Annotated in this window: 14 protein-coding genes; 4 read left to right on the top strand and 10 right to left on the bottom strand. The window is 47.7% G+C overall.

Translation table 11 applies throughout. The features are described 5' to 3' along the window. Window position 1 precedes the first annotated feature (1 nt). A complete protein-coding gene (locus G395_RS0118685; RefSeq protein WP_026631453.1) occupies window positions 2-1,477 on the top strand; it encodes a rubredoxin in 1,476 nt (491 codons plus the stop codon). Window positions 1,478-1,513: 36 nt separating this feature from the next. Here G395_RS0118685 and G395_RS29755 read toward each other — a convergent pair whose 3' ends face one another. Then, window positions 1,514-2,809, bottom strand: coding sequence for a voltage-gated chloride channel family protein (locus G395_RS29755; RefSeq protein WP_051350247.1), 1,296 nt, complete (start codon window positions 2,807-2,809; stop codon window positions 1,514-1,516). A gap of 59 nt (window positions 2,810-2,868) precedes the next feature. Here G395_RS29755 and G395_RS0118675 point away from each other — a divergent pair, with 59 nt between their 5' ends. Further along, window positions 2,869-3,246: a nuclear transport factor 2 family protein gene (locus G395_RS0118675; RefSeq protein ID WP_026631452.1), complete on the top strand. Its 378-nt coding sequence runs from the start codon at window positions 2,869-2,871 to the stop codon at window positions 3,244-3,246. A gap of 92 nt (window positions 3,247-3,338) precedes the next feature. On the opposite strand, the gene G395_RS0118670 is transcribed toward G395_RS0118675, so the two are convergent. The 4 genes from G395_RS0118670 to mnmH form a co-directional block, all read right to left on the bottom strand. Further along, window positions 3,339-3,842, bottom strand: coding sequence for a TlpA family protein disulfide reductase (locus tag G395_RS0118670; protein ID WP_084439725.1), 504 nt, complete (start codon window positions 3,840-3,842; stop codon window positions 3,339-3,341). A 23-nt stretch (window positions 3,843-3,865) separates the two neighbouring features. After that, complete coding sequence (locus tag G395_RS0118665) at window positions 3,866-4,303, bottom strand: rhodanese-like domain-containing protein (protein WP_026631450.1); 438 nt, start codon at window positions 4,301-4,303, stop codon at window positions 3,866-3,868. 61 nt (window positions 4,304-4,364) lie between these two features. Beyond that, complete coding sequence (selD, locus tag G395_RS0118660; protein ID WP_035361732.1) at window positions 4,365-5,408, bottom strand: selenide, water dikinase SelD; 1,044 nt, start codon at window positions 5,406-5,408, stop codon at window positions 4,365-4,367. An 8-nt stretch (window positions 5,409-5,416) separates the two neighbouring features. Beyond that, window positions 5,417-6,460 carry a tRNA 2-selenouridine(34) synthase MnmH gene (gene mnmH, locus G395_RS0118655; RefSeq protein ID WP_026631448.1) on the bottom strand — a complete coding sequence of 348 codons (1,044 nt, stop codon included), beginning with the start codon at window positions 6,458-6,460 and terminating at the stop codon, window positions 5,417-5,419. 55 nt (window positions 6,461-6,515) lie between these two features. Here mnmH and G395_RS0118650 point away from each other — a divergent pair, with 55 nt between their 5' ends. Beyond that, a complete protein-coding gene (locus G395_RS0118650; protein ID WP_026631447.1) occupies window positions 6,516-7,316 on the top strand; it encodes a TspO-related membrane protein in 801 nt (266 codons plus the stop codon). Here the strand turns inward: G395_RS0118650 and G395_RS0118645 are convergent. Further along, window positions 7,309-8,466, bottom strand: coding sequence for an acyltransferase family protein (locus tag G395_RS0118645; protein ID WP_026631446.1), 1,158 nt, complete (start codon window positions 8,464-8,466; stop codon window positions 7,309-7,311). The two genes, G395_RS0118650 and G395_RS0118645, sit on opposite strands and share 8 nt — an antisense overlap. 49 nt (window positions 8,467-8,515) lie before the next feature. Further along, complete coding sequence (locus G395_RS0118640) at window positions 8,516-12,358, bottom strand: hybrid sensor histidine kinase/response regulator (protein WP_026631445.1); 3,843 nt, start codon at window positions 12,356-12,358, stop codon at window positions 8,516-8,518. A 113-nt stretch (window positions 12,359-12,471) separates the two neighbouring features. On the opposite strand from G395_RS0118640, the gene G395_RS0118635 reads away from it, so the two are divergent. Continuing rightward, window positions 12,472-13,044, top strand: a complete 573-nt coding sequence (locus G395_RS0118635) for a cysteine hydrolase family protein (protein ID WP_229204222.1) — start codon at window positions 12,472-12,474, stop codon at window positions 13,042-13,044. Window positions 13,045-13,063: 19 nt separating this feature from the next. Here the strand turns inward: G395_RS0118635 and fbp are convergent, their stop codons facing one another. The 3 genes from fbp to G395_RS0118620 are packed head-to-tail and all read right to left on the bottom strand — an operon-like array spanning window position 13,064 to window position 16,609. Then, window positions 13,064-14,059 carry a class 1 fructose-bisphosphatase gene (fbp, locus tag G395_RS0118630; protein ID WP_026631443.1) on the bottom strand — a complete coding sequence of 332 codons (996 nt, stop codon included), beginning with the start codon at window positions 14,057-14,059 and terminating at the stop codon, window positions 13,064-13,066. Window positions 14,060-14,117: 58 nt separating this feature from the next. Next, a complete protein-coding gene (locus G395_RS0118625; RefSeq protein ID WP_026631442.1) occupies window positions 14,118-15,092 on the bottom strand; it encodes an ABC transporter permease in 975 nt (324 codons plus the stop codon). Next, window positions 15,089-16,609 (bottom strand): sugar ABC transporter ATP-binding protein, encoded by a 1,521-nt coding sequence (locus tag G395_RS0118620; protein ID WP_026631441.1) that lies wholly within the window; start codon window positions 16,607-16,609, stop codon window positions 15,089-15,091. The genes G395_RS0118625 and G395_RS0118620 overlap by 4 nt, the downstream gene beginning before the upstream one ends. Between the last annotated feature and the right edge of the window lie 13 nt (window positions 16,610-16,622).

Genomic DNA, 16,622 nt, shown 5'->3' with positions numbered 1-16,622 from the left:
TATGAGAGACTATTATAATGTAAAAATCAACTTGCCGGGCGGGATTGCGTCGCCGGGTTATCTCAAAGATATCCTGACGGCAGCATGGAATGCGAATGTGCGCAAAGTGCGCTTCGGTTCCCGGCAACAGTTGCTGATGTCGGTGTTTTATGAGGACATGCGTTTTTTGGAAAAAGACCTGAAAAAGAGTGGCATTTTCTACGAAATGAACACCGACCGGCAACCCAACCTTGTAAGCTCCTATTGCGGCGAAGAGGTTTTCCGGACAGGCCAGTGGCTCAATGCGAACGAGTATCATTCTGTGCTGGACACATTCGATTACGATCCTGCATTGAAGATAAATATTTCGGATTCCAACCAGAGTTTCACGCCGTTTTTTACGGGTAACCTCAACTTTATTTCCTCTCCCGAGCCACATTTTTGGTATCTGTATGTACGTAACAAACAGACGAATACGGTTTACAAATGGAACGAGCTGGTTTACACCAACGAAATCGGCAGGCTGGCGAAAGTGATTGAAGATTGCATGCTTTCGGGCGATTGCTGCGGGGAGGAAAGCTTGTATGAATCTGTGCAGAAAAAGATCCGTTATGTGTCGCAACCCGCGTCCCAGGATCTCGAATTGCCTTCATTCACGCTTCCCTACTATGAAGGTTTTAACCGTTACGAATCGCGCACCTGGCTGGGTTTGTATCGCCGGGATGAACAGTTCCCGATCGAATTCTTGCTGGATGCCTGTGCATTGTGTCTTAAAACCCGCATTGGCGAAATCTGCATTACACCCTGGAAGTCACTGGTTATCAAAGGAATCGAAGACCAGTATCGGAGCGATTGGAGCAACATTTTGGGAAAACACAATATTAATGTCCGTCACGCAGCCAATGAACTGGCTTGGCAAACCGAAGACCATAATGAAGATGGCGCAAGCCTGAAAAATGACCTGATCCATTATTTCGACAAGCACGATATGCGGACTTTCGGGCTTTGTTTTGGCATTCAGACCAAGGCGAAATCGGAAGTTTTTGGAAGTGTTTTGATCAAAAAACGGCCTTTGTTACAGATCGGGCAGTTGGCGATGTTTCATGTGTACGACATTTATTACACCGAAAACTTCAACCCCAACAGCCGGACACAGCTGCTTTTTGAAAAAGGTTTATACAAAATTCACCTAGCCGCCCAACTCGAAAAACTCTGCCGTCGTTTCAATAACCAGCGTTCACGAGAGAACTTCAAAGTAACCACACCCGAAGCAGATGAGGCAAAAATGACCCTCAAAATCGTCGAGCTCATCTACCAATGCCCCGACTGCCTGACTGTTTACGACCCGGAATACGGGGACGCAACCCAAAATATCGCCCCAGGCACCCCCTTCGAAGAACTCCCCGAAACCTACTGCTGTGCCACCTGCGACGCCAGTAAGAGCGAAATGATTGTTACTGAAATGAATAAAATTGCATTACCTGATCAAGCGGTCTGATAAGAACACGCGATATCAAGACCCTATATTCGTATCCTATTGAAGGCGCTTTTTAATCTCGGCGCGCAGGTCCGAAAAGCTTTGTCTAGAAAGCCGTTCATAGCGTAGCGGTTTCGAGCGGCCAATGCGTTGTGCAGTGTAAATGCCGCGATGTCCGGAGAAAAAATACGCGGTAATACAGGCGAGCGCAACGTAAATCCCGCACGAACTGCCAAACAGCTCAATCGCCATGATGGTGCAGGCAAGTGGCGTGTTGGCTGCACCTGCAAAGACCGCCACGAAGCCCATTCCGGCGAGTAATGCAGTTGGTAAAGGAATAAAACTGGAAAGAAAGCTTCCCAATGTCGCCCCGATAAAGAACAGCGGCGTCACCTCTCCGCCTTTGAATGCAGCGCCTAGTGTCACCGCCGTAAACAAGATTTTCAACGCAAAATCATAAGCGGGCAACTGCTCCGAAAACGACTGCAATATCACTGGAATCCCCAATCCAATGTAACGCGTGGTGTCCATTCCAAAAACAGCCAGCGCCACAAGTGAGCCACCGATCAGTGGCCGCAGTGGTGCGAAATGCACTTTCGATTTGAAAATAGATCCGATATAATGTGTTAGTGAAGAAAAGGCAACGGAGCAAATGCCAAAAATACAGCCCGCCAGCGCTGCATAAAGCACATGAACCAGGGAAATTTCCGGAACAAAAGGAATTTGATAGTGCGTATGCCCCACCTGCCAGGCCCGCGTCGTCATGTCTGCAACGACAGAGGCGATCAATGCGGGAACCAACGCATCGTAACGCAACCTGCCAATGACCAAAACCTCAATCCCAAAAATGGCTCCTGCAAGCGGTGTCCCGAAAACTGACCCGAAACCTGCGGCAATGCCCGCAATGATAACCAGCTTCCGATCGCTGGACTTTAGTTTAAAAATCCGAGTAAATTGGTCTGCAATTGAGCCGCCCATTTGCAGAGCCGTGCCTTCCCTACCCGCCGAGCCGCCAAACAAATGCGTCGCAACCGTGCCAATCAGCACGAAGGGAGCCATTTTCAACGGGATAATCGTTGCAGGCTGGTGAATGTTTTCTAGCAGCAGATTATTTCCTGCCTCCACCTCTTTACCCAGATAATGATACATACATCCGATCACGAAACCCGCAACCGGAAGCAATGCAATGATCCAGTGGTGGCCTTCCCGAAATTGCGTGGCCCAATCCAGCGAAACCAGAAACAAAGCCGAAGCCGAGCCGGCAAAAACGCCGATCAGACAAGCCAGCAAGACCCATTTAATTGAAACAAAAAGGGTGGGAAAATTTTTGAAAAGCTTTGCGTTCCCGCTCATTAAGGCCTAATTATTTTATATTTAGCGCAGCAATAACGCCACGCAGAAAAAACAAAGCTATGAAAGACCGGGAAATAATAATTACGAATTACGTAACTGCCTACAACAACTTCGATGTAGACGGAATGGTCGCCGACTTCGACGAAAACATTGTTTTTGAAAATATGGTCAACGATGAAGTGACCATGGAGCTGAACGGCATCGAAGAATTCCGGAACCAGGCCGTCCAAGCCACCGATCTTTTCGCCTCCCGCCAGCAGACCATCAACAAGTTCATCCACAACGAAGACTGGTCAGAAATCGAAATCGAATACTACGCCGTACTGGCCATGGACCTCCCAAACGGTCTGAAAAAAGGCGACGAACTCGACATGACCGGCAAGTCCATCTTTGAATTTTCGGAAAATAAGATCGTGCGGTTGACGGATATTAGTTGAGATGACAAGAGAAACGCAGCTGCAAAACAGCACACGGATCATTAGGTAATCGTGAAACCGTTTGCTTTATTGCCTTGTCGTCTTCTTAGGGATCACTTCGCTAGTTCCGCCTCAATGGCATTCTCTAACTCCTTACCATGCAGATTCACCCCTACGATCGTTCCTGCTTTGTCCAATAACACATTAAAAGGCAGCGCCTCAATTTCATAGGTTTTCGCCACAGGCGAAGTCCAGAATTTTAGGTCACTCACCTGGATCCAGGTGATTTTGTATTTTCGGACGGTTTTTTCCCAGGCGGGTTTCTTGCTGTCAAGGGAGACCCCGAAGATTTCGAAGTTTTTGGCGTTATTGCCTGACTTGTTGAATCGGTTGTAGAGCTTGCGGAGTTCGGGTTGCTCTTCGACGCAGGGCGCGCACCAGCTTGCCCAGAAGTCGACCAGGACAACTTTTCCCTTTTGTCCCGAGAGTGAAATGGTGTCTCCGGTTAAAGATGGAAGCGCGATTTCTGGCGCTTTTTTACCTACTTTAATTTCGTTTTTTTGCGCATAGACATTTGCGGTAATAAACAATGCAAAAAATACAATTAATCTCCTCAAAACCAACGTCATTTACTTAAATACTAATTAACAGGATAACCCGGATCGATCCAGTTTGTCTTGATATTTTTGGGCACATTCAATAATTTTGCTTTTGTAAAACCCTTTTCCTTGATCAGACTGAATGCAGGGCGAATGTTAGGGCATTTGTCGAAGGGGCAGCAGCCGCAGTAGAGGACTACTTCGCGATTTTTGTCTTCCTTGGAAAGCATTTTTTCCAGTTTCTTAATGTTGTCCTTTTCCTTTCCCGGGCCTACGTCCACGGAACCTTTGATAACCGCTTGCGGCCCAATGTTGATGATCAGCGGTTTCTTAGCAGCCGGATCGTTGATGAGTGCGGCCAGCTCGCTGGTCGGCATGAGTTGTGACGCTGTCCAGGGCTCGGCTTTTTCCTGCGCTCGAAGGCCTGCCGAAAGCAGGATGAGGGAAAACAGCAGCAGATATTGTTTGATTTTTTTCATTTGTATTTACAATTATTTGTTTAAAACTTGCTCTCAGAAGCATTAATTGTCAGGTTGCGACTCATCGCACTTCAATCAGCGGCCCATCGCGTTTTTCTTCCAGCCAGCCGAAAGATATCAAGTTATTACCCAAAACAGCCATGGACATCTCGAAATCAGCTGCATGTTCTTCACTTACTGCAACGAGCAAACCTCCGCTGGTCTGCGGATCGGCGAGGATATATTTTTGAAGATCGGTCAGTGGGCCGACTTTGTGGCCGTAACTCGCCAGATTTCGTTTCGTGCCTCCCGGGAAACATTGCTGTTCCAGATAGAAAGATAATGAGTCTATGACAGGCACTTTCTCAAACTCAATAACCGCCGACAAGCCGCTTCCCTCGCACATTTCGGAGAGGTGACCAAGCAATCCAAAACCTGTAACATCCGTCATGGCTTCAACGCCGTCCATTCGGGAGAAAGTTTCGCCGAGCATGTTGAGTTTTACCATGCTTTGCAATGCAATCTCGGCATCTTCGGCGGCCAGAATGCCCTTTTTCTGTGCGGTGGAAAGGATTCCTACGCCTAGCGCCTTAGTCAAATACAAGCGGCAGCCTGCCTTTGCGGTGGAGTTTTGTTTAAGATGCTCAATACTGACCAACCCGCTGACAGCCAGCCCAAAAACAGGTTCGGGGCAATCGATGCTGTGGCCGCCTGCTAATGTGATGCCAGCTTCTGCACAGATCGCACGTGAACCTTCGAGCACGCGTTGCGCTACTTCGGGCGCAAGCTTGTCAATGGGCCAGCCAAGGATCGCGATGGCGAGCACGGGGTTTCCGCCCATGGCATAAACGTCGCTGATGGCATTGGCGGAGGCGATGCGGCCAAAGTCATAGGCGTCGTCCACTATGGGCATGAAGAAGTCGGTTGTGGAAATTAATGCTGTTCCGTTTCCCAGGTCGAGCACGGCAGCATCATCACGTTTGTCGTTTCCTACCAGCAGGCGCGGATCGGCTTGTGCGATAACCGGACTATGCAGAATCTTGTCCAGAATGGCCGGGCTGATCTTACAGCCGCAGCCTGCTCCGTGAGAATATTGGGTTAATTTGACAGTGGTTGTTGTGTCCATTTGATTGCTTATGCCAATGTTCTGGCGGAAATATTTTTGATGAAAATTAAAATCTGCTTTGCAGTTTCTGAGATTTCAGTGCTGGTTATGTCCATGCTAAACACGTTTTCAGCGTTTCTTTTTCCCAGGTCTTTGTGGTATGTCTTATCGTAATAAACGAGCACGATACGAATAAATTCTTCCATATCCCCCGCATTGATGGCTGCTATGGCCTGTTTTGTTTGCACCGGCCCAAGCCTTTTGTGAATGCGGCTGGTGCAGGTTATCAGGAATTCTTTGTCCAGCAGGCCGTATTCCAATGTTAATGCGTGCACGCGTTGATCCAGATCTACATGGATGTCGATTAACATGGCGTGGCTCATTTGATTAAAAACAGGCGTAGGAATGGTAAGTCTGCCGATGTTCCTGCTCTCGTCCTCTACCCATAACCGCTTTGTCCGGTCTATGCCTTTTAACTGGAAAGCCAGATTATTTTCAAACTGCTCCTGCGTGGGCTGGATCATTTTGTTCATGGTTCCATAAGACGATCCCTGATGCTGCGCAAGATCTTCCAGATCGATTACCTGCTCACCAAGCAATGCCAGTTCTTGCAAAATCTTGGTCTTGCCCGAGCCCGTTCTCCCTCCCAAAACCACCACATTCGCCGGCTGCTGAAACTGATCGAGTGCCCACCTTCTGAAATTTTTATAACCGCCCTGAATTAAATAAACCTCGAAACCATACAGATCCAACGCCCAGGCCATGGCGCCGCTTCGCATGCCCCCGCGCCAGCAATGCACGGCAATTTTCATATCCGGAGCCACTTCCAGCGCTTGCTTAATGAAGCCCGACCACTTAGGGCCGGTCAGATCGAATCCCAACAGGATCGCCTCTTCCCTACCCACCTGCTTATATGTCGTCCCCACCACGACCCGTTCCTCATTACTAAATAACGGCAAATTAAAGGCGCCCGGAATGTGCCCGTGCGCAAATTCGGCCGGGGTCCGGACATCGGCCAGCGGAGTAGCGGCGGGTAGGAGAAAAAATTCGTTGATCGTGATTGTTCTGATCATGTTGGCACAGGCTTTGCTTGGTTCAGTTCATATTATTCAAATTACCATCTCCATCATGACAAAGACATTGCAAATAGCGAATATACTGGCACTAATCGTGACAGTGATAATGAATTATCTTTCCAATACAGGCATTTTCAATGATAACACAATGGCCACAGTTTCGGCCGAATACCAGAATTTTTTCACGCCGGCAGGTTACGCTTTTTCCATTTGGGGTGTGATCTACATTGGCCTTGCGGCTTTTGTGATCTATCAAAGCAGCGGATTGTTCAATGATAAAAAAGCTCCCGAAATCATTGATAGGATCGGTTGGCTGTTTGTCATTTCCTGCATTGCCAACTGCCTCTGGATCGTTGCCTGGCTTTATGATTACACTGGCGCTTCGGTGCTGATTATGATCGTGTTACTGATTTCATTGCTTAGCATTATGCTTCGGACCCGCATGGAACTGGATTTGATAACCATGAAAAAAATCGCTCTGGAATGGTGGCCTTTTGCACTATATCTGGGATGGATCACGGTTGCATTAATTGCAAATATGGCGGCTTATCTGACCAAAATCGGCTGGGACGGTTTTGGTATTTCTCCTGATACATGGACGATCATTATGATTTGTGTAGCCGGTTTCGTACAGCTATTCCTGACCTGGAACCGGAATTTACGGGAAGCTGCAATGGTTGGCGCATGGGGACTGGCAGCAGTTGCCGTTGCGAATTGGAATGAAAATCAAGCCATTGCTTACACAGCAGTGGCCGTAGTTGCCGTTATCCTCATCAGCAACGGCGCGCATGCCTATGTGAACAGAGGCAAACATTATCTGATGAATAAAAATGGCGCAACGGTGGCTAAATAACTTTGTTCACGCCTGGGATTTTCACAACAATGTAACCCAGAAGGAAACTCAAAACGATGCCAAGCGGAGTTACAATGAGCAATTTAACGGCCGGATCAACGCCCCAGTTGCGAAGCAGAAGCGAAATGGAGATCAAGACGAAAGGGTGCAGAATGTAAACGGCAAAAGCACAACGTGACATTTTGCTAAGAAATACGGAAGGCGTATTTAAACTTTTTCGGCCATATACAAGTACGGAGACCATAATGCAGGCACCTGTGATCTGCTCCCAAAAAGCATAAAGAGCCGCTTCACCGTGCAATCCGCCGCTGAACCATTCCAGCGGATTGTCGAAGACAATTTTAACGACATATATAAGTGGAAAACCGATAAAGATCATGCACAATGCTATGATCTTTATTGTTTTATAGCGCTCCGAATCCAGCTTGTGGAGCCAGTTGCTTTCTGCGGCAGCAATGCCGACCATGAAAACGGCAATGTATTGGGGAAAATGACCAAGCTGAAAGCCGACTGGATCCAAGGTCCATCCAACCGGAAAACCGAGTCGCACAATGAAACTGACCACACCAAGGGCAATCCCAAGACGTAAAACATTTTTCACGGCGGGCATAGGCCAGACATCAGGCTCCGACTTTGAAAAGCTCTTCCAGGCCGCATAAGCCAGACTAAAAAGCAGCAAGGCAACAACAAACCATAAAACGCCGACGCTGATCCAGGAGTCATAGCCGGAAAGAAATTGCAGGAATGTAATGTGATGCTCACCAGCGTGATAGTAAACCATATAATTCATCACCGGCGCCAGAAGAAAGGAATAAAAGAGCAGCGGGATCCCAAGCCGAATGAACCGGTCTTTTATAAAAACGGCCGCACCTTTCTTTTTAAACGATGAAGGGATGAATAGGGCCGAAAGGAAAAAGAAAAAACCCATAAAAAAGGACTGGTTCACCGCCACAAACATGGTCATTGCCATTGTTGCGCCCAACAAAGTCGTTTTTTCCGAATAATACCAACCGCCCGGAGCGCCGTAAGTAACAAACGCATGGTGCGCAACCACAAGTGCTGTGAACAGCACTTTCAGGTAATCAATGTAAACGATCTTGCCTTTCGGATGGTCGGGAATGAGGGCAGAAGAGGTAGTTTGCGGCGACATTTTTCATGGTTATGGCTAAAAGTTTAAATTAATAAAAGCTTGTGATCTTTCAGACATCCAAACTCACCGGCAGCTGATAAATCTTTTGATAGGCCTTTTTGAGCACTTCTTTGATCACATCCAGCTTCATAGGCTTAGCCATGTAATCGTCCATGCCATTATTCAGGCAGTTGTTGCGGTCTTCGTTCATGGCATTGGCAGTCAACGCAACAATGTAAGGAACCGTGCTGTGGTCTTTCCGGATAATCCTGGTGGCTTCCAAACCATCCATAACCGGCATTTGCAGGTCCATTAAGATCACCTCGTAAGGGGTTAATGCCAACTTTTCAATAGCCTGCAAGCCATTTTCCGCCATGGCTATCTCATATCCCAGCTTTTTCAGCACATAATCGATAAACTTCTGATTCACCAGATTATCCTCGACAACCAGTATTTTCAGCGGAAAATCGGATGAAAACTCGGTTTCCAACATTCGTTTTTCGGTTCCTGATTCCGAAGGAAAGCTCTTTTGATGCGCTGATTTTGCAGTCCTTCCGGTATATCCCGTAGTAATATGGAAATGAAAAGCCGATCCTTTGCCATATTCACTTTCCACACGGATGCCGCCATTCATTAACCGGACCAGCCGCTCGCAGATCACCAGCCCCAACCCGGTGCCGCCATACATGCGGTTTACCGACGAATCCACTTGTGAAAACGGTTTGAAAAGATTATTCAGATTCTCTTCCTTAATGCCAATTCCTGTGTCACGGACTGTGAAGCCCACTTCGATTTCACCATATGCCGCCGGTGCATATGGATAAACTTGCAGGAAAACTTCTCCTCTGCTCGTAAATTTGAGCGCATTATTGATCAGGTTGGTCAGGATTTGTTTTAACCTCGAACTGTCGCCGACAAGGAAATCCGGCACGCCTTGTTCAATAAGATAACGGAGCGCGATTTGCTTTTTTGAGGCTTGCAATGAAAACAGGTCCATAATCTCCTCTATCGAGTTCCGCAGCTCGAATTCGTGCGCTTCAAGGTCTATTTTACCAGATTCTATTTTTGAAAAATCCAGAATGTCATTGATCACATTCACCAACGTTTCACCGCAGGCCGCAATGGTTTTGGTATAATCCTGTTGTTCCTCAGTCAGTTCCGTCTCCGCAAGTAATTCGGTCATGCCGATGACACCATTCATTGGCGTCCTGATCTCGTGGCTCATTGTGGCCAGGAAAATGCTCTTGGCCTGATTCGCCCGTTCGGCCTCTTCGCGTGCAAGCTGCGCCTGCTCATGCTGCTCGTACAATTCTTCCGTCTGCACACGCAACTCCTCCGACTGCGATTGCAATTCCTCATTCAAAGCTTGCAAATGGTCCGACTGCGCGTGCAATTCCTCCGCCTGCTTCTGCACCGTCGCAGTGCGCTCTTCCACCAGATTTTCGAGGGTTGCTTTTTGCCTGATTATGGTGTTGACGCGGTAACGATAAAGTGCGTAGATAGTGCCTGCTACGGCAATTAATGCCAATGCCCTGAACCACCAGGTTGCCCAGAACGGCGGCGTGACGATGATAGTCAGGTTGTTCTTTGCTGAAATCCATGCCCCTGAAATGTTCTGTGCTTTGAGCTTGAACGTATAATTTCCGGGAGGCAAATTGGTGTAAATGGCTGTATTAGCGTCACCTACATAATTCCAGCCCTGATCAAATCCTTCCAGACAATAAGCGTAACTTTTTTGAGCAGAAGTGAAATCAAGCGCGGCGTAATCGAGCGAAATAAACGATTGGTCATATGCCAGAGTGATCGTTCTGGCCTCGGAAATTTCTTTTGGTAAAACAAGCGTATAACCATCCGGCTCGGCAGCTGCTTCATCCCGGTTGAACACTTTAAAATTGGTTACAATAATAGGGTAAGAAACGTTCTGGCGGGTAATCTGCCTGGGGTCAAATTGATTAAAACCATTCACCCCTCCAAAATATAATGTGCTGTCCGCATCCTTATAGGCCGACTTTTGTTTGAATTCTCTAGCTTGAAGTCCGTATTCCAAAGTGTAATTCTCGAATTGCTCAGATTTCGGGTTAAACCTGGAAAGTCCGTTTGCCGTGCTGATCCATAACATACCCATATCATCCTCAATCAGCGCTTGAGTTACATTGTTTACCAGCCCGTTCGTCGTCGTATATTTTTTTGTCGTGCCTGTCCGCGGATCGAAGCGGATGAGCCCACGTAAGGTTGCCAGCCATAAAATGCCGTTTTTGTCCTCCACCATGCAATTGATCGCGCTGTTGAATACGCGCTCGCTGTCACTAACTTTGAAACGTGTAAATGTATCGGACGCTTTATCATAGCGGTTCAGCTGCCCCTCATCCGTTCCCAGCCAAAGGTTGCCGCTGCGATCGGTCAGAAAGCAGTTGACGGTGTTGTCGGAAAGCGTTTTGGGATTGTCCGGGTCGCTCAGATAGTGCCTGAAAACTTTGGTTTCCGGGTCATAAGCGTCCAGTCCTTCGCCATATGTGCTGAGCCACATCATGTTGTCACGCGTCCTGGCTATGGCATATACATTATTGGAATACAAAGAGTTAATATTGTTTTCCTGATGTTTCAATACGGTAAAGCGTTTGGTCCCGGGCTCAAAAATATTCAGACCGCTCCCCCAGGTCCCTATCCACATTTTACCTGCCTCATCCGGCACAATCGCCAGGACATAATCACCGGAAATGCCCGAATTCTGATGTGTAAATGCACTGAACTGGTGCGTGTTACGGTTCATTAAATTCAACCCGCCGCCATCCGTGCCCACCCAGATACCCCGATTGCTATCCTCATAGAAACAGAGCACAAAGTTATTAGAAAGGCTGCTTTTGGATGAATTGTGCTGGTAATGTGCAAACCTGTTGTCACTTTTGTAAATGCTCAACCCTGCGCTGTAAACGCCCAGCCATAAATTACTCTGCCGGTCCTTATAAATGCAATCCACCGAATTTCCGCCTACACTGCTCCTGTCCACCTCATCATGCACATAAGACCTGAATGTCCAGTTTTGTGTATTCAAAATATTCAGCCCGCCGTTTTCGGTGCCGATCCAGATCTCACCCTGGTTTTCATTAATGCTGGTAATGTTGTTGTTTGAAAGCGAGGCGGGATCTAGCGGATTATTTTTAAAACGCTGGAATGTCCCCTCACCAGGCTGATAAAGATTAAGGCCCGCACCATAAGTGCCCACCCAAACCCTGGCTTTGCTATCCTGAAAAACATAACGGATATCATTGCCCGACAAGCTGTTCACATTTTTGTCCGAAAGAAACCTTTGGATCAAGCCCGACTTTCTATCCAGTAAGCTAAGTCCGTTACCGGTTCCGGCCCAAATGTTGTTTTGCGCATCACAATAAACCGTATTCACATTGTTATCCGCCAGGCTCCGGACATTCGTTGTGTCGGATTTATAGTGTTTTACAATGCTTCTGCTGACCGGATCAAACACGTCCAGACCGCCCGTGGTCGCGATCCATAGTTTATCATTTTTATCAAAAACAATCTTATTAACGTAAGCCCCGGAAATGGTTTTGGGGTCGTGATCAACGGCTGTATATTTTGCAAATACACCTTTATTCTTATCGAAAACATTCACACCGCCGCCACTGGTCGCGATCCAGATATTGCCTGATTTGTCTTCCGCCAGCGCCGTTACGAAATCATTGCTGATGCTGTTTTTATCCTGCTCATTATTTTTGTAAATTTTGAATTCATGGCCATCATAGCGATGCAATCCCCCGTTCGTGCCGATCCAGATGAAACCGGTTTTGTCCTGTAAAACACAATTGACATTATTGTTCGCGAGGCCGTTTTCGGCGGAGATGTGTCGGAAGTGTAGTGGTTTGCTTTGAGGGAAGGCGGTTAATGCAATAAATTGCATTATTAAAATATAGATGCAATAGTAAAAGTTTAACTTCATTATGCCGACGGCGTAAAACTAATTTGTGATTTTTTGTAGAAATATACATTAAAATATCACTATCTGAAAAATTTGTGGGAAGAAAAACAGAAACCTTGAAACCGCAGAAAGGCCTGTTAATCATTGACATGCAGAATGGTTCATTTACCGCTGATTCCAGACGTTACGATCCCGAAGGCGTTGTGGCGCGTATCAATGCACTTGCTGCCGCATTTCGTAAAAACGGCCTGCCGGTGATCTTTATCCAGCACGACGGCACCAAGCTGGACGAGTACATTCCCAACACACACGATTGGCAATTACTAGCCGATCTGAACGTAGAAAAGCAGGATCTGATCTTGGCAAAAGAAGCGCACGACGCCTTTTACAACACCGAACTGGAAACGAAACTGAACGAGATGAATGTCGGCGAACTGGTCATTACCGGCAGTGCAACCGATTTTTGTGTAGAATCGACGGTGCAGGTGGCCTTGTCGAAAGATTATGATATTACCGTCGTTGAAGATGGCCATACGACAGGCGACAAGCCGCATTTGTCTGCGGAGCAGATCATTACGCACTATAATTTTATATGGGGCAATATGATCCCGACAGAAGGCAGGATCGAGCTTAAAAAAAGCGAAGCAGTGATCGCTTCGCTAGTCTAATAGCTCATAATCAAGCTTTTTAAAATTTCATGACTTTGTCTACCATGCTCGGTGATCCGAGGTAAATGGGTGAACGCTGGTGAAATGACGTAGGCACGATGTCGAGTATTGGGCCGAAACCATCGATAGCTTTTCCTCCCGACTTTTCGGCGATAAATGCGAGCGGATAACATTCATATAATAGCCTGAGCTTGCCCTCGGGCGTTTTTCTGGTGGATGGATACAGGTAAACGCCGCCCCGGAGCAGGTTACGATGGAAATCCGCTACCAGTGAGCCGATGTATCTGGCTGTGCAGGATTGTGCCTTGCATTTGGTCAGATAATCCTGAACGAAAGCCGGGTAATCGTTGATATAACCATCATTCACGGAGTAAATGGTGCCATTTTCCGGTGAGCGGATGTTTTTGTGAGATAAAATAAATTCTCCCAATGAATGATCGTAAGTGAAGCCGTTCACGCCGTCGCCGGTGGAATAAACGAGCATGGTGGACGAACCATATAAAATGTATCCGGCTGCGACCTGCTTCCGGCCGCCTTGCAAAAAGTCCTCCTGCGTGGCTGGCCCATCAATGGGTGAAATGCGTCTGTAAATCGAGAAAATAGTGCCTATTGAAACATTGACATCAATGTTGGAAGAGCCGTCCAGCGGGTCCATGGCAACCACGTATTTGCCGTGATCGTTACCCGTGTGAATGATATCCTCGTCCTCTTCCGAAAGGATCGCGCACACTTCTCCCCCGTTTTTCAATGCCCTGATGAACCGGATGTTGGCGATAATGTCGAGTTTTTGCTGATTTTCTCCCTGTACATTGTCCGTTCCGTTTCCGCCGGCAATGTCCACAAGGCCCGCGCGGTTGATTTCACGGTTAATGATCTTTCCGGCCAGCGCAATATCCCGGAGCAATTGGGACAGCTCACCCGTTGCGTACGGAAAAGCAGTTTGACTTAACATGATAAACCTGTCGAGCGTTACGCCTACGGGCAACGCCAGTTCCTGGGCAGTTTTCGGACTCATAATCTGATAAATTAGTAGATGGACTAATGTTGAGAACTTATGCGGCAGGATTTAAAATTCAATCATTTTTAGAGCCTGACTTATCGATAATGACAGCGATCAGGATCACCAGGCCTTTGACAATTTGTTGCCAGAAAGGCGACACATTCAGCAATACGAGACCATTATTAAGTACACCAATGATGATGGCACCCTGAACCGTCCCCAGAATGCTGCCCCGGCCACCCGACAGCGAAGTGCCGCCAATCACCACCGCAGCAATGGAGTCCAGCTCATAGCTGATGCCCGCATTAGGCTGTGCAGAATCAAGACGAGAAGTTACCATGATGCCCCCAACAGCAGCCAGGGCCCCTGCAATGGTGTAAACGATAATTTTGACCTTATTAACCTGGATACCAGACAGTCGCGAAGCGCTTTCATTGCCGCCAATGGCATAAATGTAACGTCCGAGCCGGGTTTTATTTGTGACAAAAACCGCGATAGCCACAATGATCGCTGATATCCAGACCGGCACAGGGATGCCTAATAACCAGCCAGTTCCGAAATACAAAAATGTATCCCCCAGCCCGCTGATCGGAAACCCTTGTGTCCAGAGCATAGTAAGTCCGCGCGCGACAGTGAGCATGGCCAATGTTGCAACGAATGGCGGCACATTGAATTTGGTGATCGTCCAGCCGCTGAATGCGCCCAATGCCGAGCCGGTAAGCATCCCGGCAAGGATGGCACCCAGAATTGTGAAGCCAATGTACAGATTGCTATTGGGCAATTCGATGCCGTTTTTCAGCAAACCGGCCGTGATGGCCCCACAAAGCGCTAATACAGAACCTACTGACAAATCAATTCCAGCCGTCAGCACAATCAGCGTCATGCCCGTTGAGATACAAATATTCACCGAGATCTGCCGCATGACGTTCCAGAGGTTGGAAACGCTGAGGAACTTGTCCGACAAAATACTCAGGCCCAGACAAAGCAGAAAGAGTGCAATAAGGGACTGGAAACGCAGTAATTTGGATCGGTCTAATGCTATGTTCATGCTTGTTTTTCAAAATTGGCTTGCGGGATTGCGGCCCGCAAAATGGAATCTTCGGTGGCTTCTGCAATGGAGAAACCAGCTGTTAATGCACCTTCCGCCATCACAAGCACGCGGTCGGAAACGGCCAGGATTTCGGGCAGTTCGGAGGAAACGACTATGATGCCTAGGCCTTCTTCAGCGAGTTTGATGATTAGTTTGTAAATTTCATTTTTGGCATTGATATCGATCCCGCGCGTTGGTTCATCGAGCAGGAGCAGCTTGGGTTTTGTGGCCAGCCATTTGGCGAGGACAATCTTTTGCTGGTTACCGCCGCTCAGGTTATTTGCTTTTTGTTTTTGGGAAGATGTTTTTATTTTGAGCTCGCTGATGTATTTATCCGCCAGCGCAGCTTCTTTCGCGTCGCTTAATGTGCCCAGTTTTTCAAGGTCTGCAAGCGTGGTGAGGCTGATGTTCGTTTTTACGTCCAGACCGAGCACTAACCCGTCCTTTTTGCGATCCTCTGGCACCAGGGCGAGTCCGGCTGCGATGGCTTCCGAGGGCGACGCGCATTTCAGTTCTGTTCCTTCCATCAGGATATGGCCGCTGATGCCGCCGGCGTGCAAACCAAAAATCGTTTCCAGCAACTCTGTCCTTCCCGCACCCATCAAACCAAAAATGCCCACGATCTCGCCTTTGCAGATTTCAAATGAAATGTTCTTCAACAAATCCTCTTTCGGCCGGATGGGATGTTTCAATGTCAGGTTTCGGACTTCCAACAATGTCTCACATTTCGCCTCGCCCGTGCTTTTGCGCATGATTTCGATCTTCCGGCCCACCATTTTCGCAATGAGCTGATCCTGTGTGATGCCGGCCATAGACCCGGATTCGATGGATTTCCCGTCCCTTAACACCACATAATTATCTGCAATCCGAAACAGTTCGTCCAGCTTGTGGGAAACATAAATGATCGCTTTGCCTTCTGCGCGGAGGTTTTCAATGATATCAAAAAGCAGATCCACTTCGCTGCCTGTTATAGCGGAAGTTGGCTCATCCATAATGATTAGTTCCGCGTCTGTGAGCAGGGATTTGGCGATTTCTACGATTTGTTGTTGTCCCACTTTCAGTTTCACCACCTGCGTTTCGGGCTTTACTTTGAGTTTCAGCCTGTCGAGCAGTTCCTGCGTTTTTTTGCGCATCCGCGTTTTATCAATCGTCCCGAACTGCGTGAGCATTTCCCTTCCGAGAAAAATGTTCTCCGTAATGGTCAGATACGGGATCAGGTTGAGTTCCTGGTGGATGATAGCAATGCCTTTTTGCTGTGCGTCTTTCGGGCCTGAGAATTTTGCAGGCGCGCCTTTGAAACGGATTTCCCCTTCAAAATCATGGTAAACGCCGGAAAGGATTTTCATCAACGTAGATTTTCCGGCCCCATTCTCACCGATCAATGCGGTAACCTTGCCAGCTTCAATAGAAAGGCACACGTTTTCGAGCGCGATGACGCCGGGGAATCTCTTCGTTATGTTGTTGACTTCCAGCATAGGAAGATTGGAT

Origin of the sequence: Dyadobacter alkalitolerans DSM 23607, assembly GCF_000428845.1 — a bacterium.
GTDB classification, from domain to species: Bacteria; Bacteroidota; Bacteroidia; order Cytophagales; family Spirosomataceae; genus Dyadobacter; species Dyadobacter alkalitolerans.
The sequence above is the reverse complement of the archived record's forward strand: the minus strand, read 5'-3'. Positions and strand labels throughout refer to the sequence as shown.